Consider the following 19,217-nt stretch of genomic DNA (forward strand, 5'->3'; position numbering starts at 1 on the left):
CATCAGGTGTCCCGGGGCCGCACCAGCGGCTGTATCGGCGACCATCACGCACCTCCGGTGATTGCGGGGCCGGCCGGACGATGCCCCTCCTGGTCCGGCCCTCTCACCACACTCCGCTGTTCCCGCACCTGCCACCACTCGGGTGGTGACGCAAAGTGACGGGTCGGACCGACCGGGTGTCTCTCTGGCCTCATGGATTCCTCGGCTGCTCGGGGCTCGCTCCCGCGACTGTCGATCTCCCAGGTGCCCTGCGCAGCGGGGCGCACACGTGAGGGCCGCCGGGAGCCGCCGGACAGGGGAGTCGAGTGCCGTCGTGGCGAGGGGGCCGAGATTGCGCCACTGCGACCTGGGTACGCGGCCACCCCAGCCACTCAGCGGAACAGCCGCTGGCACCCGGGCACACAGAAAGGGCGCCATGCCGCTCAATATCTTCGTACTCGGCCTCGATGAGGCCAATCTGCCGATGCTGCGCGCGGTCCCCGACGCGCAGGACTACGTCTTCCACCCCCTCCTGACAGTGGACGAGCTGCAGAGCGGTGAGGTGTCCGTTCCCGCGTTGCTGGACAAGGCGGAGCGGATACTTGACGCGTTCGACGGCCACATCGACGCGATCGTCGGCTACTGGGACTTCCCCGTCAGCACGCTCGTGCCGATTCTCAGCGAGCGCTACGGGACGCGGAGCACCAGTCTGGATTCCGTGGTCAAGTGCGAGCACAAGTACTGGAGCCGCCTGGAACAGCAGCGGGTCACCGACGCGCATCCGCCGTTCGGGCGGGTCGACATGGACAGCGACGACCCCAAGCCCCCCGAGGGCATGGTCTTCCCGATGTGGCTCAAGCCCGCGCTGTCCTACTCCTCGGAGCTGGCCTACGGCGTCGGCGACCAGGCCGAGTTCACCGAGGCGGCCGACCGCATCCGTCAGGGGATGGGGCGCATCGGCCGTCCGTTCGAGGACATACTCGCCCGCGTCGAGCTGCCCCCGGAGATGGCCGACGTGGGCGGCCAGGTATGTCTCGCCGAAGGTGCGCTGAACGGCATCCAGGTCGCGGTCGAGGGCTACGTCCATGAGGGCGAGGTCACCATCTACGGCATCCTCGACTCGATCCAGTACCCCGACTCCTCGTGCTTCCTGCGCCACCAGTACCCCTCCGCTCTTCCCGAGCCCGTCCTCGAACAGCTTCGGGACGTGTCGGAGCGGGTGATGCGGCAGATCGGCATGGAGGCGGCGACCTTCAGCATCGAGTACTTCTACGACCCGCGGACCGACGCGATCAACCTCCTGGAGATCAACCCGCGGCACTCCCAGTCGCACGCGGAGATGTTCGAGTACGTCGATGGCGTGCCCAACCATCACTGCATGCTGAGCCTCGCCCTCGGCAAGGACCCCCAACTGCCGTACCGCAAGGGGAAGTACGCCACGGCCGCCAAGTGGTACTACCGCTGGTTCGCCGACGCCACCGTGCACAACGTCCCCTCCCGCAAGGACATCGAGAGCATCGAGCGCCGCATCCCGGGCGTGCGCGTCGACGTGGTGGTCGAGGAGGGGCAACGGCTGTCCGACGCGTCCGAACAGGACAGCTACAGCTACGAGTTGGCGCACATCTTCACGGGCGGGGAGAGCGAGGAGGACATGCGGGCCAAGTACGACCAGTGCGTGGCGGCCCTCGGCCTGACCTTCGACGAGGCGGAGCCCGGCGGCCGCGACACGAAGAACGACTGAACGGCGAACACCCCCCCGCAACACGAAGGAGTGTCTCGGCTTGCGCTATGTGAGCAACCTTCCGTACGAGACCAAGGAAGAGGAGCACGTCACCATCCCCGTGGCGGACGGAACCCGCCTCGCGGCCCGCATCTGGCGGCCGACGTCCTCCGACCAGGACCCCGTCCCCGCGGTCCTGGAGTACATCCCCTACCGGCAGCGCGATCTGACCGCCGAGCGGGACTCCATCCATCACCCCTACATCGCCGGGCACGGTTATGCCTGCGTCCGCGTGGACCTGCGCGGCACCGGCGACTCCGAAGGGGTGCTCAAGGACGAGTACCTGGAACAGGAACAGGCCGACGCCGAGGACATCCTGGCCTGGCTCGCCGACCAGCCCTGGTGCGACGGCACCACCGGCATGATGGGGATCTCCTGGGGTGCCTTCGCCGCGCTCCAGGTCGCGGCGCGGCAGCCGGAGAGCCTGCGCGCCATCGTCATCGCGTCCTTCACCGACGACCGGTACGCCGACGACATGCACTACATGGGCGGCGCCCTTCTGTCGGACAACCTCGCCGAGGCGGGCACCATGTTCGCCTACGGCACCATGCCCCCGGACCCGGCGACGGTGGGGGACCGGTGGCGCGACATGTGGCACGAGCGGATGGAGGGCACCCGCCCCTGGGTGCTCGAATGGCTCAAGCACCAGCGCCGCGACGACTACTGGCGGCACGCCTCGGTCTGCGAGGACTACCAGGCCGTACGCTGTCCCGTCCTCGCGTCGAGCGGCTGGGCGGACGGCTACTCGAACGCGGTGACGCGTCTGCTCGGCAACCTGGACGTGCCGCGCAAGGGGCTGATCGGCCCCTGGTCCCACAAGTTCCCGCACCTCGGTGAGCCCGGCCCCGCCATCGGCTACCTCCAGGAAGTGGTGCGCTGGTGGGACCACTGGCTGAAGGGCGTCGACAACGGCGTCATGGAAGGGCCGATGCTGCGGACCTGGATGCAGGACAGCGTGCCGCCCTCCACGTCGTACGAGGAACGTCCGGGACGCTGGGTGGGCGAGCCGTCCTGGCCCTCCCCGCACGTCACTCCCGTCGTGCGGCGCCTTACCCGCCACGGTCTCTCCGATCCGGTCTCCGGGACCGCCGCGTCGCGCGATTCGCCCGATGAGGAGCGGCCGGGTGCGGACGAGGGCCTTTCCGTCCAATCACCGCTGTCCGTAGGCCAGTTCGGCGGGAAGTGGGCCTCTTACAACGCGCCCCCCGACCTGCCCTACGACCAGCGTGAGGAGGACGGCGGCTCGCTGGTCTTCGAGACCGACCCGCTGACCGAGCGCACGGAAATCCTCGGCTCGCCCACCGTGGAACTCGACCTCAGCGTCAACCAACCGGTGGCCATGGTCGCGGTCCGGCTGTCCGACGTGGCGCCCGACGGCAGCGCCACCCGTGTCAGCTACGGCCTGCTCAACCTCACCCGCAGCGAGGCCCACGGCGATCCGCGTCCCCTCGAACCCGGGCGCCGATACCGCGCGGCCATTCCGCTCAACGGCGTCGCCCAGGCCTTCCCGCCAGGTCACCGCATTCGTGTGTCGCTGTCCACCTCGTACTGGCCGCTGGCCTGGCCGCCGCCCAGGCCGGTGCTCCTGACCGTGTACGAGACGTCGAGCACCCTGACGCTCCCGGTCCGCCCGGTGTCGGAGCCCGATGCCTTGGCGGAGCAGCCCTTCGGTGAACCGGAAGGCACGCAGCCGAGGTCTCCCGTCCAGTTGGTCGCCCCCGAGGAGCGCTGGCAGGTCAAGCGTGACCTGGTCGACTACTCCGCGGAGCTGGAGATCGTCAAGGACCGGGGGACGATGCGCCTCGAGGACATCGGTCTGGACGTGGGCCGCCGGGCCTACGAGCGCTACACCTCCAAGGCCGAGGACTTTACCTCCGCGGCCGGCGAGTCGGCCTGGACGATGTCCTTCCGGCGCGACGACTGGGACGTACGGGTGGAGACCCGCACGGTCCTCAGCTGCGACGAGGACCATTTCCGGGTGGACGCCACCCTGGACGGTTACGAGGGTGACCGGAGGGTTTTCTCGCGTACCTGGAATGAAACCGTGCCACGCGACTTGCTGTGACACCACGCTGTTGTGGCGCCGCGGCGGAATGAGCTGCGGTGAGACGGCCGGAAGTTTCTGTTTGGCTGCTGAATGGCAGGGCACCCGGTGCGTTGGAGGTTGATCATCTCCTCCCGCTATGTGAATCCCTGCGTTTCAGGGAAAACGAATTGAGGAGTTCTCGATGAGCAACGAAATCTGGAGCTACGCTCCCACCGCCGGGCACGGCCCGGACGCCGATCTGACCGGTTACAAGGTCGAGGCGGCCGACGGCCACATCGGCAAGGTCGACAAGCACTCGAACGAGGTCGCCAACCAGTACATCGTGGTCGACACCGGAGTGTGGATCTTCGGCAAGGAGGTGCTGCTGCCCGCGAGCACCGTCACCGCCATCGACCACGAGGCGCGGAAGATTCTCGTCTCGCGTACCAAGGAGCAGATCAAGGACGCTCCCGAGTTCGACAAGGAAAAGCACCTGGGCGACCCCGCCTACCGCGACCAGCTCGGCGGATATTACGGCGGCCTCGGCCCGGGTCACTGACCCTCGCGGTGGCGTGAACATTCCGCCCCATTGACACCGATGGCGTCCGAGGCAGCACATGCCTCGGACGCCATCAGGCGTTTATACGGGTGTTCGGGGAGGGGCGGGCCCGGCGGAATTCAGGTCCGCGTGTTTTCGCTCATCCGCATGTTTTCGCTCAACGGACGCGGGTGGCGATCGTCCGGGCGCATTCCAGGGATTCGGTGTGCGTCGTGTCTACTTCCATGTCGTAGAGCACGCCGTCGTGGACCAATTCGGCCTGGGACGCGGCCATTCCGGCGACCCGGTCGCCCCGTGCCGTCTCCCGGCCGGCGGCGACCGTGCTGTCGCAGCGGACGCCGACCCACAGCACCTCCACGTCACCGAGGGCTTTTCGCCACCGCTCCTGGGACGCCGGACCGCCGAGGAAAACCTCGTCGACGATGACCCGGGCTCCGGCGCGGGCCATCGACGCGATCCCCTCGATCCAGGCCGCCTCCAGCGTCCGGAACGCGGGGCCGACGTCCACCTTGCCGTCGTCGGCGAACTCGATCCCCTCCGTACCGGTCCGCAGGGACGCGGGCATGGCGTCGACCAGCGTGTCGCAGCCGAAGGCCAGCCACGGATCCGGCAGCACCGCCTGCAGACACCGCGCGATGCCGGACTTGCCGGAGCTGGAACCGCCGTTGAGAACGATCACTCGAGTGTTCACCGCGCCAGGGTAAGAGCCGCACCGCGGCACCGGAAACGGATTTCACCGGCCCCGTCCCGGGTGCCGTCCGCGACCCGTCCGGTCAGCTTGTGCTGTCGTACGGGCTGACGCGTCGGTAGGCGGCCCGCGCGTGAAGCACCCGGCCCGCCGTCGTGCCGACCAGCGCCGCGGCCAGCAGACACGTGATCCACTCGGGGTCCCGGTGGCCGGCCCAGGAGATCTCACCGATGGGATGCGCGGCGAAGAAGTTCAGGAGCAGCCAGCACAACAGGGCCGTCCCCGGCGCCGCGACGAAACGGCCCCGCACCCCGAGGAGCGCGGCCAGCACCGAGAGAGCCGCGAGCGCGATCCCCGTCCGGTCGAGCGCACCGAGCAGATCGAGCACCGTCACCAGCACGAAGGCGCCCGCATAGGCTCCCGTCCAGATGAAGGGCGTGGCCACGGGTTCGGGAACGACCCGCACGCCTTTGGCGATGTACCGCCACTCCACCACCATCGTTTCCTCCCCACCGCCGGCCCGCCGGGGCGCCGCTGCCCCGGGGACGTCCGTGACCGGCGCCTCCCGCTTCGGGACGACGCACCGGAGATCGGGCACGGGCGTGGTCCCGGGCAGATTGTCGCACCACATCCGATGGCCGCCGCCCGGACGGACACCTCCCCGATGGTCTCGCGCTCGTCGTGTCCGCGTCATAATTCCCGGATGAACCTCGCCCCGGCTCCCGAGCCCTCCGCGCCCCGACGGCGTGCCCGCATCGTCGTCGTGGGAGCCGGACCGGCGGGCCTCACCGTCGCCAACATCCTCCGTGCCGCCTCCGTCGACTGCGTGGTCCTGGAGACGGAGAGCAGGGAGTTCATCGAACAGCGGCCGCGCGCGGGCTTCATCGAGGAATGGGCCGTGCGCGCCCTGGAACAGCGGGGTCTTGCCGACCGTCTCCTGTCCCAGGCACAGACGCACGGCGAATGCGAGTTCCGCTGGGCGGGGGAGCGCCACCGGTTCGCGTACGGAGAGCTCTCCGGTCACCGCCACTTCGTCTACCCCCAGCCCCTGTTGGTGACGGACCTGGTGGGCGCCTACGCCGACCGGGCGGGCGGCGACATCCGCTTCGGTGTACGCGACGTCGTTCTGCACGGCATCGACACGGACCGCCCCTCGGTGTCGTACACCGACCCGGAGACGGGCGAACGCACCCGCATCGAGTGCGACGCCATCGCGGGCTGCGACGGCGCGCGCGGCGTGACGCGCACCTACGCCGCGGCGGAGAAGGCCACCGTCGCCCGGCACGACTACGGCATCGGCTGGCTCGCCCTCCTCGCCCAGGCCCCGCCGTCATCGGACTGCGTCGTCTTCGGCCTCCATCCGCGCGGCTTCGCGGCCCACATGGCGCGAAGCCCCCAGGTCACCCGCTACTACCTGGAGTGCCCGCCCGGCGACGCCCCCGAGAACTGGCCGGACGAGCGCGTCTGGTCCGAACTGCACGCCCGCCTCGCGGTGGCGGGCGCGCCGCCGCTCACCGAGGGGCCACTGATCGAGAAGCGCGTCCTCGACATGCACAACTACGTGGTGGAACCCATGTCGTACGGGCGGCTCCACCTGGCGGGCGACGCCGCGCACCTCGCCGCCCCGATCGCGGCGAAGGGCATGAACCTGGCCCTCCACGACGCCCTGTTGCTCGGGGACGCACTCGTCGCCTACTGCGCGGAAGGTGACGAGAGCGGTCTGAGCGCCTACTCGGAGTCCTGCCTGCCCAAGGTGTGGCAGTACCAGGAGTTCTCCCGGTGGCTCTCGGAGCTGCTGCACGGGGCGTCGTCGGGTGACCCGTTCCAGGCGGGCATCGCGACCGCCCGGTTGCGCAGAATCCTCGGTTCTCCGGCGGCCGCGGCCGCGTTCGCCGAGCTCTACATCGGCAAGAGCGCCGACAGCTGAGGCTCGGATATCTGGCCGTGTTCGCTGCCCGGTTAGGGTAGGGAGCCCCCCGCCGTGTCGCAGCCGTCGAGAGCAGCGCTCCCGGCCCCTTTTTTCGCACGCCCAGGGTGATGCCAGGCGCTGCCCGAGCATGACAGGTACCTCTCTTGTCCACGTCCGCACCGTCCCCGGCCGCCCGGCTGCGTGGGCTGCGTCCCGACTGGCTGTCCGACCCGAAGGTGTGGCGCACCGAGGTGCTCGCCGGTCTGGTGGTCGCGCTCGCGCTGATCCCCGAGGCGATCTCGTTCTCCGTGATCGCCGGGGTGGATCCCGCGATCGGTCTCTTCGCCTCCTGCACCATGGCCGTGACCATCTCGATCGTCGGCGGACGCCGCGCGATGATCTCCGCCGCGACCGGTGCGGTGGCCCTGGTCATCGCCCCGCTCAACCGTGAGCACGGTCTCGGTCATCTGGTCGCGGCCGTCATCCTGGCCGGTGTCTTCCAGATCGCCCTCGGCGCGCTCGGTGTCGCCAAGCTGATGCGTTTCGTGCCCCGCAGCGTGATGGTCGGCTTCGTCAACTCCCTCGCCATCCTCATCTTCATGGCGCAGGTCCCCGAGATGCACGACGTGCCCTGGCCCGTCTACCCGCTGATCGCGGGCGGGCTCGCCCTCATGGTGTTCTTCCCGAAGGTCACCAAGGTGATCCCGGCACCACTCGCGTCCATCGTGATCCTCACGGTCATCACGGTCGGCGCCGGCATCGCGGTGCCGACCGTCGGCGACAAGGGCGAGCTGCCGTCCTCCCTGCCGGTGCCGGGCCTGCCCGATGTGCCGTTCACGATGGACACGTTGACGACCGTCGCGCCCTACGCGTTCGCCATGGCGCTGGTGGGCCTGATGGAGTCCTTGATGACCGCCAAGCTCGTCGACGACATCACCGACACGCATTCCTCCAAGACCCGTGAATCCATCGGCCAGGGCATCGCCAACATCGTCACCGGCTTCTTCGGCGGCATGGGCGGCTGCGCCATGATCGGCCAGACGATGATCAACGTGAAGGTGTCCGGGGCCCGCACGCGGCTGTCCACCTTCCTCGCGGGTGCCTTCCTGATGGTCCTGTGCATCGTCTTCGGGCCCGTCGTCTCCGACATTCCCATGGCCGCGCTGGTCGCCGTGATGGTGATGGTCTGCTTCGCGACCTTCGACTGGCACTCCGTCGCCCCCAAGACGCTCAAGCGGATGCCGGCCGGTGAAATCGCGGTCATGGTCGTCACCGTGGTCTGCGTCGTCGCCACGCACAACCTCGCCGTCGGCGTGGTCGCGGGATCGGTCACCGCGATGGTCATCTTCGCCAAGCGCGTCGCCCACCTCGCCGAGGTCACCGCCTCCACCGACCCGGACGGCGGCCGGGTGACCTATGCCGTCACCGGCGAGCTGTTCTTCGCCTCCTCCAACGACATCGTCGGACAGTTCGATTACGCGGGCGATCCCGACAAGGTCGTCATCGACCTGACGGCCGCCCACATCTGGGACGCCTCCTCCGTGGCCGCCCTGGACGCGATCGAGAACAAGTACGCCCAGCGCGGCAAGACCGTGGAGATCATCGGCCTCAACAAGCCGAGCGCCCAGATCCACGAGAAGCTCACCGGCGAACTCACCGGCGGCCACTGACCCTCCGCCGCGGGACATTTGTACCGGGGGACCGGCGACATCCGGATCTGTCCCGCGCCCCGCCCGGCAGGCACGCTGAAGGGAGTACCGCGGGGTGCCCGAACCACCGCGGACGGCAGCAGAGGGAGGCGCCGAAGCCATGGACCTGACGGGCCCGACAGAGCAGAGCGTGCCGAGGAGCGGTACGTACGAGATCGACGCGGCGGCTTCGACGGTGCGCTTCCGGACGCGCACGGTCTTCGGCCTCTTCCCGGTCCGGGGCACCTTCGGCATCAGCCGGGGGCAGATCACCGTGGCCGACCCCGCCGACGCGTCCTCGGTGGACGTCACGGTGGGGGCGGCATCCTTCGACTCCGGCCTGGAGCGCCGCGACCGGCATGTCACGTCCGCCGACTACCTCGACGCGGCCAGGCACCCGGAGATCGAGTTCCGCAGCCGTCAGGTGACGCGGTCCGCGACAGGCACGGCAGTGCTCCAGGGGGAACTGACGGTACGAGGCGTCACGCGGCCCGTGGCCGTCACGGTCGGGGCGGTCGAGCTGAACGGACGACGCCTGACCGTCGAGGGCACGGCCACCGTCGACCGGTACGCGTTCGGCGTGACCACGGCCAAGGGCATGACCGGCCGCCGCCTGAACATCCACCTCGTGGTCGAAGCGGTCGCCGGCTGATCAGCCGGTCCCGGTCAGCCCGCGAGGCAGGCGCGGGGGCGCATCCAGGCGGGGCGTCCGTTGATACGGGTGCGGCGCGTGATGGACTCGGAACATGGCTGCAGAGGCTCTCATCGTCATCGACATGATCAACACGTACGACCACCCCGATGCGGAAATCCTCCGGAAGTCGGTCGAGGAAGTCCTGCCCAACGTCCGCAGACTGATCGAACGGGCACGGCAGGACGACATCGCGGTGATCTACGCCAACGACAACTTCGGTCTGTGGCGCTCGCAGCACGACGAGCTGCTCGACATCGCCCTGAGCGGCCCGCACGCCGATCTGGTCGCTCCGATCCGTCCCGACGGCGACTCGCTCTTCGTGGTGAAGGCCCGGCACTCGATCTTCTACGACACCCCTCTGGAGTACCTGCTCCGCCAGCGCGGCATCGACTCCGTGCTCCTGTGCGGTCAGGTGACCGAGCAGTGCGTCCTCTACTCGGCGCTCGACGCGCACATCAGGCACCTGGACGTCGTCGTCGCCGAGGATGCCTGCGCGAGCATCCACGGTGACCTCGCCACTGCCGCGCTGCAGATGATGGAACGGAACATGCAGGCGCGCCTGGTCCGCTCCACCGACGACGCGCTGTTCGGGTCCGCATGAACCCGCTGGACGAACTGGACGCGCGTGTGGCGGGGTGCTTCGCCTGCCCCCGCCTCGTCGAGTGGCGCGAAGAGGTGGGGCGGGTCAAACGGGCCGCCTTCATGGACTGGACGTACTGGGCCCGGCCGGTGCCCGGGTTCGGGCCGCCCGATGCGTCCATGCTCGTCATCGGGCTCGCACCCGCGGCGCACGGCGGGAACCGGACGGGCCGGATGTTCACGGGCGACCGCTCCGGAGACGTCCTCTACCGGGCGATGTACGAGCTGGGCCTCGCGTCGAGCCCCCATGCGGTGTCCATGGACGACGGCCTGACGCTGCGCGGAGTGCGGGTGACATCTCCGGTGCACTGTGCCCCGCCCGAGAACAAGCCGACCCCCGGCGAGCGCGACACGTGCAGGCCATGGCTCGTACGGGAGATGGAGTTGCTGGGGCCCCGGCTGCGCTCAGCGGTGATCCTGGGGGCGTTCGGCTGGCAGGCCGCCCTGCCGGCGTTCGCGGCGGCGGGCTGGCGCGTGCCGAAGCCCCGGCCGCGCTTCGCGCACGGGGCGCGGGTGACGCTGGAACGTGAGGACGCGGAGGAACCCGGAGGGCGCGCGGCGGCTGTCGCGCCCGGGGAAGCCAGGCCGGGCCCCGTCACCCTGCACGGCTGCTTCCACGTCAGCCAGCGGAACACGTTCACCGGCCGGTTGACCCCGGACATGCTCAAGGACGTCCTGCGCGAGGCGGCGGGCGAGGCGGGCATCGCGCCGTACGCACAAAGGGACGGGCCGGACTGACCGGCGAGGCCGCCGCCCCCGAGGGCCTCAGCCGCCCTCGACCCCGGTCGAGTCATGGGCCGAGCCGACCGGCTTCGACTCCGGTGAGCCGCGTTGACGCAGGTACACCGAGAAGATGGCCATCGACCCGACGGCCAGGAGTTCGGACTGCCAGTTCTGCAGCGTGCGGCTCCAGAAGTCCGCGGCGCCCAAGTACTGCAACCAGCCGATGGGCGCCTGTAGTTCCCGCAGATGCTCCTCGTTGTACGCGGCCACGCCGGTGACGGACTGCGCCAGCCAGGAGAACAGGAACAACGTGCACATGAGGGTGCCCAGGGACCGGGAGTACCAGGCCTGCCGTGCGCCCCCGGCGGCTGCCCAGCGCGGCGAGTCGGCCTTCGCGTACCGCCCGACCTTCTGGTCCTTGTCCGCTTCGGGGCCCGCCTTGCCGAGCTCCTTGGACTCGGGCGAGCCACGCTGGAGCAGCCAGACCGTGCCGAAGATGTAGAGGAAGAACTGCAGATACTCCGACTGCCAGTTCTCCGTCACGTCCACGGCGAAGTCGGAGGTGAGGAGATAGCCGCCGAAGCTGACCGGCCGCAGCTGCTCGGCGACGAGATGGTTGTTGAAGTCGGCGTGCCCCGCGACCGCCTGGCCGGCCAGGGTGAGGACGAATCCGGTGCCGAACACCAGGGTCAGCCCGTTGTCGCGCAGGAAGCGCCCTGCCCGCGTCACCGCTGCATCAGCCCCAGCGTGATGCAGTAGACGAGGCCTCCGGTGACCGTCAGGAGATACAGCGTGAACAACGCCCGCACCCGTCAACCGCCCTTGATCAGACACTGATACGGCATCTCCGGGCGCTCGGTGCAGCCGGCCGCCGTGATCTTCCACCCGCCGGGGAAGGACGACAGGAAGAGCGTGTCGCGGTTCGTCACGACACGGGCCTGACGCCCGTACACATCGACGACGCGCACCTCGTCCGCCGTGCCGGCCTTGGGCAGCCCCGCGTCGGACAGCGCGCGGACGCACGGCAGTTCGGCGTTCTGCTCCAGCTCGTCGCGGGTCCCGGGGGCCAGCGCCGCGCAGCCGCGCGCGGTGTCCGTCATCCGCAGGTGCTCCTGGAAGCGGAGCACCACCGCCGACGCGGAGTCCTCGCGCTCCTGGACGCTGCCGCAGCCGCTCAGGGCGGCGGCGAGCAGCACTGCCACGAGCGCACCCGCTCTCGCTCCCCGCACACCGCGCACCAGATCTGCTCTCCTTCACGGACCGCCGCTTGCGGGCGACGATGCCGCACACCCTCCGGGCGGGCGGACCCCGCGCGCCCGACACGCTGTGGTGAGCGGAACGATTCATCTCGGCGGCCTAGAGACAACGGGGAAGACGCCGGGGAGACGGTCGGGAGACCACCGGGAACGGCAAAAGCCCCCGCACGGGAGTGGGCGGGGGCTTCTGCGGAAGTCTGGTCAGGCGTCGCGGCGCTTCATGGAGTCGCGCGCTTCCTCGGCGCGGTTGCGGGCGTCACCCATGGACTTCTTGGCCTCGCCCTTCGCCTGGTCCATCTTGCCCTCGGCCTGCTTGCCGCGGTCGCCCGTGACCTTGCCGGTCATCTCCTTGGCCTTGCCCTTCATCTTGTCCATGCCGCCCTTGTCAGCCATGACCACTCCTTTGTCGATACAGCGCCCCACCGGTGTCACACACGGTGTGGGCCTCTGCGTTCAACGTAAGCGGGACACGGAGACCTCGCCCGTCAAGCCGTCACACAGCGTGACGGCGGGGCTCAGTCCAGGCAGAACTCGTTGCCCTCGGGGTCGGTCATCACGATGTATCCGGCGCTCATCGGGGGAGCGGGTTCGTCGCGACGCACGCGCTTCGCCCCCAGTGCGACCAGGCGGGCGCACTCGGCCTCGAGTGCCGCCATGCGGTCCTCGCCCTCAAGCCCTGGGGCCGCACGGACGTCGAGGTGCACGCGGTTCTTGGCGGTCTTGCCCTCCGGGACCTGCTGGAAGAACACCCGGGGCCCCTGTCCCTCCGGGTCCTCGATGGCCGACTTCGCGTTGCGCTGATGCTCCGGCACGCCGATCCGCGCCAGGAACTCGTCCCACGCCGCGAGCGCGTCGGCGCCCTCGGGCAGGTCGACCCCGGGCGGGCCGGGGTGGACGTAGCCCAACGCGTCGCGCCAGAAGGAGGACAGCGCCCGGGGGTCGTGGGCGTCGAAGGTGATCTGGATGTGACGGCTCATCGGCTTGCTCCGTTCGTGGCGGGATCCATGAGGGTCACCCTGCCAGGGATGGCGGACAGGATCGGTCCGCCATCCCTGGCAGGGTGACCCTCATGGACGAGGCACTCGACGACGAACTGGGTACGACCGAGCGCGTGCTCACCCTGCTCGGGCTGCTGCAGCAACGCCAGGTATGGACCGGCCCCGAGCTCGCCGGCCGGCTCGGGGTCACGACGCGCACCGTACGGCGTGATGTGGAGCGGCTGCGCACACTCGGCTATCCGGTGTACGCGGGCCAGGGCGTGGGTGGCGGCTACCGGCTCGGCCCGGGGCGGGAACTGCCGCCGCTGCTACTGGACGACCAGGAGGCGATCGCCACCGCGGTCTCCCTGCTCGCGGGGGCGGGCGGCGCGGTCGCCGGGGCCGGTGACGCCGCGCTGCGGGCCATGTCGAAGCTCGACCAGGTGCTGCCCGCGCGGCTGCGGCATGAAGTGCGCGCGCTCTCCGGCGCGGTGGAGTTCTTCGGGGGAGGCCGCGCGCCCGTCGATCCCGGGGTGCTCATGACGCTGGCCAGGGCGTGCCGCGACGAGGTCGAGGCCGGCTTCGACTACCCGTCCAAGGGCGAGGTGCGAGGACGGCGGGTCGAGCCCTACCGCCTGGTCGCCTCCGACCGGCGCTGGTATCTCCTCGCCTACGACCTCGACCGCGACGACTGGCGCAGCTTCCGCGTCGACCGGATGACCGACGCGTCCGCGCGGACCTTCCGTTTCACTCCGCGCGAGGCGCCCGACGCCGCGGCGTACGTACAGGAGGGTGTGGCCAGCCGGGTCTACACGCATCAGGCGCGCTTCGTCGTGCACGCGCCGGCCGACACGGTGCGCGCGCAGATTCCGGCGTCGGCGGCGGTCGTACGGCCGCGGGGGAGCGGGCGCTGCGAGGTGCTCAGTGGCGGCGAGCGCCTCGACGCCGTGCTCATGCACGTCCTTTTGCTGGGGCACGACTTCGAGGTGCTCGATCCACCGGAGCTTGGCGAACGCTGTCGCGTGCTGGCCAAGAGACTCCGCTCGGCGGGAAACACAACTCCCGTTCGATGAACGCAACTCTCGTCGCACGCGTATCTAGGACCGGACATGTCCCCGGCTCCGGCCGGGTGAACGTATTCGGAAACCCCCACAGGAGGCGACGAGTTGAGGCACAAGCGAATACCCAGGCGAAAGGCCGTTCTGGCAGGGGCTGCGGCATTGGGCATGGTCGCGACGGCCGTACTGCTGCAGCAGGCCAACGCCTCGCAGTCCGGGTCGGATACCGCTTCAGGGGCCGCCGCCAAGAGGCTCAGCGCGGCATCGGCGACGAAGCTGGTCGAGCCGTTGGCCTCGCAGCTGGGTGACGCCTACGCCGGGGCGTACTACGACGAGGACAAGCAGCAGCTCGTCGTCAACGTCGTGGGCAACAACAACGCGGTCGACGTGCAGGTGAAGAGAGCTGGAGCGGTGGCGCGCAACGTCGACAACAGCACCGGTGAACTGGACTCGGCCACCAAGACGTTGGCGGGACGGGCCACGATGCCCGGCACCGCGTGGGCCACCGACCCCAGGACCAACCAGATCGTCGTCACGGCCGACCGCACCGTCACCGGCGAACGCTGGGACAAGCTGGAGGCGACCGTCGGTTCACTCGGCTCGGGCATGGCCCGCATCCAGAAGTCCGCGGGGGAGTTCAAGCCCTTCGCCGCGGGCGGCGACGCCATCTTCGGAGGCGGCGCACGCTGCTCGCTCGGCTTCAACGTGACGACCGAGGACGGCAGTCCCGGCTTCCTCACGGCGGGGCACTGCGGGGTGGCCGCCGAAAGCTGGTCGGACGCCCAGGACGGTGCGGCCATCGGAACCGTCCAGGCCGCCACCTTCCCCGGCGACGGCGACTTCGCGCTGGTCACGTACGACGACCCGGCGACGGAGGCCCCGAGCACGGTCAACACCGGCGACGGCCAGACCACGGAGATCGTGCAGGCCGCCGAGGCGGCGGTCGGGCAGGAGGTGTCCCGCATGGGCAGCACCACCGGCCTCCAGTCCGGCGCGGTCACCGGCCTCAACGCCACGGTGAACTATCCGGAAGGCACCGTCAGCGGGCTCATCCAGACCGACGTCTGTGCCGAACCCGGGGACAGCGGAGGCTCGTTGTTCACCGCTGACGGCAGTGCGATCGGCCTCACCTCGGGCGGCAGCGGCGACTGCACCGCGGGTGGCGAGACCTTCTTCCAGCCCGTGACCACCGCGCTGGAGGCGGTCGGTGCCGAGATCGGCGCGGGCGGCAACTGAGCGGTGTGCGGAGACTGACCATCGCGGCGCCGATCGCCCCCGGGTGTGCGGCGCCGCGATGAACGCGGTCGGGGGCCGTGCTCTTCAGTCGACCGGCTTGCCGGGCTGATCGTGGGTGGCGCAGTGGATGCCGCCCCCGCCGGAGGCGATGGTGTCGATCCGGATGGGCACGACGTCACGCTTGGGGAAGTGTTCGCGCAGCATGCCGCGCGCGCGTTGGTCGGCCTTCCGGTCCCCGAACTCGGGCAGGAACACCGCGTCGTTGGCGACGTAGAAATTGGCGTACGTCGAGACGAAGTCGTCGCCCTCACCCCTGATCCTTTCCGGGTCGGGCTGCGGCAGATCGATGACCTCGAAGGACCGGCCCCTGGCGTCCCGCGCCTCGCCGAGCACGGCCTTTGCCTGGTCGGCCGCCCGCGACCAGGAGTCGGCGGGCATGCCCGGGACCGCGCGGTCGAGCAGCACGACACCGGGCGCGGTGAACCGCACGAGGCTGTCCACGTGCGCGTCGGTGATGTCCTCGCCGCGCACGCCGGCCAGCCAGATCACCTTCTCGATGCCCAGCGTCCGCTTGAGCTCGGACTCGATCCGGTCCCGGCTCTTTCCCCGGTTGCGGTTGTCGTTGACGATCGAGCTCTCGGTGACGAGGAGAGTGCCCTCGCCGTCGGTCTCGAGGGAGCCGCCCTCGGTGACCAAGGGAGCCTGCCTGCGCGGGACTTCGTACTCCGACAGGAGGGTGTGGCCCACGCGGGCGTCGTTCGTGTGCTCCTGCTTGTCGCCCCACCCGTTGAAGTTGAGGTCGACGCCGACCACGTCGCCGTCCTGCTCCACGAAGACGGGCACGGTGTCACGGGCCCACAGGTCGTCGACGGCCAGGGGGATGACCTCGACGTCGCGCCCGCAGGCCTGCTGGGCGGCCTTCCGCTGCTCGGGGCGGGCCAGCATCACGACGTACTCGTACTCCGCGACGGCACGGGCGACGCGCGCGATGTCCTCGCGAACGTATGGAAGGTCGTCCTCCCACACCGACGCCAGGGCGGGCCACGCCATGAAGGTGCGGGCGTGACTCTCCCACTCCGCACCCAGGCGCAGCCCCTTGCCCGCCGTGGCTTCGGCGTCCGGCCCGCACGCCGAAGCCCCGAATGCGGCAGTGCCGATTCCGGCGAGCGCCCGGAGGGCTGTGCGGCGAGAGGGGAGGAGGGGGGACACGGTGCGCTCCGGACATTTGAGGGGGGTCACACGGCTGATGGTCCTCGACTCTGGCAGAAACTGAAAATTCAGTCAAACAACGAGGTGTATCCCGGGGCGCCGCGCCGGCGGGGGCCCGATAGGGTTCGGCTCCATGGCGTCTCGCAACACTCAGATCCTCGAAGCGGCCGCACGGCTCATCGCCCGCCGCGGCGTCCGCGGCCTGCGCGTCGAAGAGCTCGCCGCCGAGGCCGGGGTGTCGACCGGGTTGATCTACTACCACTTCAAGGACCGCACCGGGATCCTGCGCCACACGCTGGAGTTCATCAACGATCGCGCCGAGCGTTACACCACCGGCCGCCCGGCGGACGCCCAGCCGCTGTCCCCGCGCGCGGAACTGGACGAGACCCTCCTCCTGGAACTGCAGGACACCCAGGTGGTCAGGGAGAACAGCACCGCGTGGGGCGAGCTGCGGGCGAGCGCCGTCTTCGACGAGGTGCTGCGGGAGGACCTCGCCAGGGCGACCCTGGTGTGGGTGCAGGAGGTGGCGGCCCTCCTCGGCCAGGTTCAGCCGACGGCCCCGGCGCCCGCCCTGGCCGCGGCGGCGGAGCGGCTCACCGCCCTGATCGAGGGACTCAGCATGCGCTGGCTCAGCGGCGGGCTGCGCATCGACCACGCGCGTGGCCTGATGAGCGGCGCCATCGACGCCGAGCTGGCGCTGCTGCAGCAGGAATAGCGGAACCGGGATGAAGTCCTCCGCTGCTGAAAATTAGGTCAGGGAAGCGGCGGCGGACCCGCCTCACGCCATGCTCGTCGCGCCGTCCAGGGACTCGCGGATGATGTCGGCGTGGCCCGAGTGCTGGGCTGTCTCCGTGACGACGTGCATCAGGACCCGCCGGGCCGACCACTGCGCGGTCTCCTGGAACCACGGAGCCTTCGGCAGCGGCCACGAGACGTCCAAGTCGGGCAAGGAGGCGACCACTTCGTCGGTCCGGCGGGCCACGTCCGTGTAGTCGGCCAGCACGCCTGCCAGTGTCTCGCCCGGCAGCAGTCGGAAGCTGTCCTTGTGCGCGGTCCAGTCGGCCTCGGTCATGGCCATGAAGTCCGGCATCGCCGACGGGCCGTCCAGAATGAAGCCCACCCAGGACTCCTCCACCGCGGTGACGTGCTTGATGAGGCCGCCGATACACAGCTCACTGGCGGTGGTCCGCTGCCCGGCCTGCTCGTCGGTGAGGTCACGTGCGGTGAAGCGCAGGAAGTGGCGGTGCTTGGCCAGCGTCTCCAGCCACTCGGCGCGCTCGCCGGTGACAGCCGGGGCCTTCGCCTGGTCGGGGGTGGCGGTCGCTTCGTTCACAGTCATGGTCCTTCGCCTTCCGGTGTTCCTGTCTCGCCGGTCAAGGAACACGTTAGGAGACGTATAGGCCAGATCCTGTCCTATATGGGCTGTCCGAGATGGCGAGCTGTGGCGGTCGTCCTGGGGATATCCCCACCCGAGCCGGGCGGCCAGCAGGATCGTGCCGGGCCGCCGCCTGCGGAAATGCTGGGACCGGCGAATGCCGCTGGTCTTCCCATGAATCCGTAGGAGTTGGCGCGTGCGTGAACAGGTATGGCTCAGGTCCCGTTCTTTCCGGCGGCAGGGAGGTCCGCGCAGGGCACTCCCGGTCGCGGTAGCGGTGGTCGTCGGCGTCATGGCGGCCGGTGCCCTGGCGCCACCCGCCGTGTCCGACGCCAGGCCGCCTGCCGTCGACACCGTCCAGCAGGGCCTCGACAGCCTGGTGCGCTCCGACGGATTGCCCGCCGCGCTGGCCGGTGTGCAAAGCCGCGAGCACCGCACCCGCGACTACACCGCAGGAGTCGGCGACGTGGCCACCGGCTCGAAGGTCCCGAGAGACGGCCGGGTGCGGATCGGCAGCAACACCAAGGCCTTCACCGCCGTGGTCGTGCTGCAACTGGTCGGCGAGGGGAAGATCGGCCTCGACACCTCGGTGGACACCTATCTGCCGGGCGTCGTCCGAGGGGAGGGCATCGACGGCAGCCGCATCACCGTCCGCCATCTCCTGCAGCAGACCAGCGGTCTCCCCAACTACAGCAACTACCTCGGGGAGGAGGTCCGTTACTTCGCGCCGCGTGAACTCCTAGACATCGCTCTGAGGCACAAGGCCGACTTCGACCCCGGGAAGAAGTGGGCGTACAGCAACACGAACTACGTGCTGGCAGGGCTGCTCGTCGAGAAGGTCACCGGACGCCCCCTCGCCGCTGAGATGGACCGCCGCATCATCAAGCGCATAGGGCTGCGCCACACCTACTTCCCCGCCCCCGGTGACGCGAGCATCCGAGGCCCCCACCCCCACGGCTACTACCGGGACTCGCCCGGTGCGCCGCTGCAGGACATCACGGAGATCGACCCCTCCTGGGGATGGGCCGCCGGGCAGCTGATCTCCACCAACTCCGACCTCAACCGCTTCTACTCCGCGCTCCTGGGCGGCCACCTCCTGCCCCCGGCCCAGCTCGCCCAGATGCGCGGCTCCACCCGTCCCGCCGAAGAGACCTTCGGCCCCGGCGCCCGCTACGGCCTGGGACTCGTGAGCAAGCCGCTGCCGTGCGGCGACGGCCTCTACTGGGGCCACGGCGGCAGCTTCCCCGGCTACGAGACCCGGGGCGGAGCCACCGAGGACGGCCGTGCGGTCAACGTCGCGGTGACCATGCAACTGGACGACGCGGCGGGCAGAGAACGCGTCGACAAGGTCGTGGACGCGGCCCTGTGCCGATGAACCAGTTCAGCGGGCGCCCCTGACATCCCCGGGCGGTCCTGCCCCC

General features: G+C 69.9%; 20 protein-coding genes. 12 read left to right on the forward strand and 8 right to left on the reverse strand.

What is annotated here, in order from left to right; genetic code table 11:
• The first annotated feature begins 415 nt into the window (after nucleotides 1-415).
• The 3 genes from ACWD02_RS17060 to ACWD02_RS17070 all read left to right on the forward strand — a co-directional run bounded on the left by ACWD02_RS17060 (nucleotide 416) and on the right by ACWD02_RS17070 (nucleotide 4,344).
• Nucleotides 416-1,720 carry an ATP-grasp domain-containing protein gene (locus ACWD02_RS17060; RefSeq protein WP_451210656.1) on the forward strand — a complete coding sequence of 435 codons (1,305 nt, stop codon included), beginning with the start codon at nucleotides 416-418 and terminating at the stop codon, nucleotides 1,718-1,720.
• A gap of 40 nt (nucleotides 1,721-1,760) precedes the next feature.
• Nucleotides 1,761-3,824 carry a CocE/NonD family hydrolase gene (locus ACWD02_RS17065; RefSeq protein ID WP_451210659.1) on the forward strand — a complete coding sequence of 688 codons (2,064 nt, stop codon included), beginning with the start codon at nucleotides 1,761-1,763 and terminating at the stop codon, nucleotides 3,822-3,824.
• Between the two features lie 163 nt (nucleotides 3,825-3,987).
• Nucleotides 3,988-4,344 (forward strand): PRC-barrel domain-containing protein, encoded by a 357-nt coding sequence (locus tag ACWD02_RS17070; protein WP_363206036.1) that lies wholly within the window; start codon nucleotides 3,988-3,990, stop codon nucleotides 4,342-4,344.
• 157 nt (nucleotides 4,345-4,501) lie between these two features.
• On the opposite strand, the gene cpt is transcribed toward ACWD02_RS17070, so the two are convergent.
• Together cpt and ACWD02_RS17080 are read right to left on the reverse strand one after the other, a co-directional pair.
• Nucleotides 4,502-5,035: a chloramphenicol phosphotransferase CPT gene (cpt, locus tag ACWD02_RS17075; protein ID WP_451210662.1), complete on the reverse strand. Its 534-nt coding sequence runs from the start codon at nucleotides 5,033-5,035 to the stop codon at nucleotides 4,502-4,504.
• A gap of 82 nt (nucleotides 5,036-5,117) precedes the next feature.
• Nucleotides 5,118-5,630 carry a hypothetical protein gene (locus tag ACWD02_RS17080; protein WP_451210665.1) on the reverse strand — a complete coding sequence of 171 codons (513 nt, stop codon included), beginning with the start codon at nucleotides 5,628-5,630 and terminating at the stop codon, nucleotides 5,118-5,120.
• A 105-nt stretch (nucleotides 5,631-5,735) separates the two neighbouring features.
• Here ACWD02_RS17080 and ACWD02_RS17085 point away from each other — a divergent pair, with 105 nt between their 5' ends.
• From ACWD02_RS17085 to ACWD02_RS17105, 5 genes are all read left to right on the forward strand, one after another.
• On the forward strand, nucleotides 5,736-6,959 hold the full coding sequence (locus ACWD02_RS17085) for a 4-hydroxybenzoate 3-monooxygenase (protein WP_451210668.1): 1,224 nt from the start codon (nucleotides 5,736-5,738) through the stop codon (nucleotides 6,957-6,959).
• Between the two features lie 146 nt (nucleotides 6,960-7,105).
• The gene (locus ACWD02_RS17090) at nucleotides 7,106-8,611 is read left to right on the forward strand and encodes a SulP family inorganic anion transporter (RefSeq protein WP_451210671.1); all 1,506 of its coding nucleotides are present in this window, start codon (nucleotides 7,106-7,108) and stop codon (nucleotides 8,609-8,611) included.
• 139 nt (nucleotides 8,612-8,750) lie between these two features.
• Nucleotides 8,751-9,281 (forward strand): YceI family protein, encoded by a 531-nt coding sequence (locus ACWD02_RS17095; protein WP_451210673.1) that lies wholly within the window; start codon nucleotides 8,751-8,753, stop codon nucleotides 9,279-9,281.
• A gap of 94 nt (nucleotides 9,282-9,375) precedes the next feature.
• Nucleotides 9,376-9,924, forward strand: coding sequence for an isochorismatase family cysteine hydrolase (locus tag ACWD02_RS17100; protein ID WP_451210676.1), 549 nt, complete (start codon nucleotides 9,376-9,378; stop codon nucleotides 9,922-9,924).
• A complete protein-coding gene (locus ACWD02_RS17105; protein ID WP_451210678.1) occupies nucleotides 9,921-10,700 on the forward strand; it encodes a uracil-DNA glycosylase in 780 nt (259 codons plus the stop codon). The genes ACWD02_RS17100 and ACWD02_RS17105 overlap by 4 nt, the downstream gene beginning before the upstream one ends.
• A 27-nt stretch (nucleotides 10,701-10,727) precedes the next feature.
• On the opposite strand, the gene ACWD02_RS17110 is transcribed toward ACWD02_RS17105, so the two are convergent.
• The 4 genes from ACWD02_RS17110 to ACWD02_RS17125 all read right to left on the reverse strand — a co-directional run bounded on the left by ACWD02_RS17110 (nucleotide 10,728) and on the right by ACWD02_RS17125 (nucleotide 12,918).
• Nucleotides 10,728-11,414, reverse strand: a complete 687-nt coding sequence (locus tag ACWD02_RS17110; RefSeq protein ID WP_451210681.1) for a DUF6766 family protein — start codon at nucleotides 11,412-11,414, stop codon at nucleotides 10,728-10,730.
• Between the two features lie 83 nt (nucleotides 11,415-11,497).
• The gene (locus ACWD02_RS17115) at nucleotides 11,498-11,923 is read right to left on the reverse strand and encodes a hypothetical protein (RefSeq protein ID WP_451210684.1); all 426 of its coding nucleotides are present in this window, start codon (nucleotides 11,921-11,923) and stop codon (nucleotides 11,498-11,500) included.
• A 219-nt stretch (nucleotides 11,924-12,142) separates the two neighbouring features.
• Complete coding sequence (locus ACWD02_RS17120; protein ID WP_451210687.1) at nucleotides 12,143-12,334, reverse strand: CsbD family protein; 192 nt, start codon at nucleotides 12,332-12,334, stop codon at nucleotides 12,143-12,145.
• Nucleotides 12,335-12,456: 122 nt separating this feature from the next.
• Nucleotides 12,457-12,918: a VOC family protein gene (locus ACWD02_RS17125; protein WP_451210690.1), complete on the reverse strand. Its 462-nt coding sequence runs from the start codon at nucleotides 12,916-12,918 to the stop codon at nucleotides 12,457-12,459.
• A 92-nt stretch (nucleotides 12,919-13,010) separates the two neighbouring features.
• Between ACWD02_RS17125 and ACWD02_RS17130 the strand changes: the two genes are divergently transcribed.
• Nucleotides 13,011-13,991: a helix-turn-helix transcriptional regulator gene (locus tag ACWD02_RS17130; protein WP_451210693.1), complete on the forward strand. Its 981-nt coding sequence runs from the start codon at nucleotides 13,011-13,013 to the stop codon at nucleotides 13,989-13,991.
• 153 nt (nucleotides 13,992-14,144) lie between these two features.
• Nucleotides 14,145-15,212: a S1 family peptidase gene (locus tag ACWD02_RS17135; RefSeq protein WP_451210696.1), complete on the forward strand. Its 1,068-nt coding sequence runs from the start codon at nucleotides 14,145-14,147 to the stop codon at nucleotides 15,210-15,212.
• 84 nt (nucleotides 15,213-15,296) lie between these two features.
• Here the strand turns inward: ACWD02_RS17135 and ACWD02_RS17140 are convergent, their stop codons facing one another.
• Nucleotides 15,297-16,421 (reverse strand): agmatine deiminase family protein, encoded by a 1,125-nt coding sequence (locus ACWD02_RS17140; RefSeq protein WP_451210699.1) that lies wholly within the window; start codon nucleotides 16,419-16,421, stop codon nucleotides 15,297-15,299.
• A 133-nt stretch (nucleotides 16,422-16,554) separates the two neighbouring features.
• Here ACWD02_RS17140 and ACWD02_RS17145 point away from each other — a divergent pair, with 133 nt between their 5' ends.
• Nucleotides 16,555-17,136 (forward strand): TetR/AcrR family transcriptional regulator, encoded by a 582-nt coding sequence (locus tag ACWD02_RS17145; RefSeq protein WP_451210702.1) that lies wholly within the window; start codon nucleotides 16,555-16,557, stop codon nucleotides 17,134-17,136.
• A 63-nt stretch (nucleotides 17,137-17,199) separates the two neighbouring features.
• Here the strand turns inward: ACWD02_RS17145 and ACWD02_RS17150 are convergent, their stop codons facing one another.
• The gene (locus ACWD02_RS17150; protein ID WP_451210705.1) at nucleotides 17,200-17,760 is read right to left on the reverse strand and encodes a DinB family protein; all 561 of its coding nucleotides are present in this window, start codon (nucleotides 17,758-17,760) and stop codon (nucleotides 17,200-17,202) included.
• 328 nt (nucleotides 17,761-18,088) lie between these two features.
• Here ACWD02_RS17150 and ACWD02_RS17155 point away from each other — a divergent pair, with 328 nt between their 5' ends.
• Nucleotides 18,089-19,171 (forward strand): serine hydrolase domain-containing protein, encoded by a 1,083-nt coding sequence (locus ACWD02_RS17155; RefSeq protein ID WP_451210828.1) that lies wholly within the window; start codon nucleotides 18,089-18,091, stop codon nucleotides 19,169-19,171.
• The last annotated feature ends 46 nt before the right edge of the window (nucleotides 19,172-19,217 follow it).

The organism is Streptomyces sp. NPDC002853 (assembly GCF_053591915.1).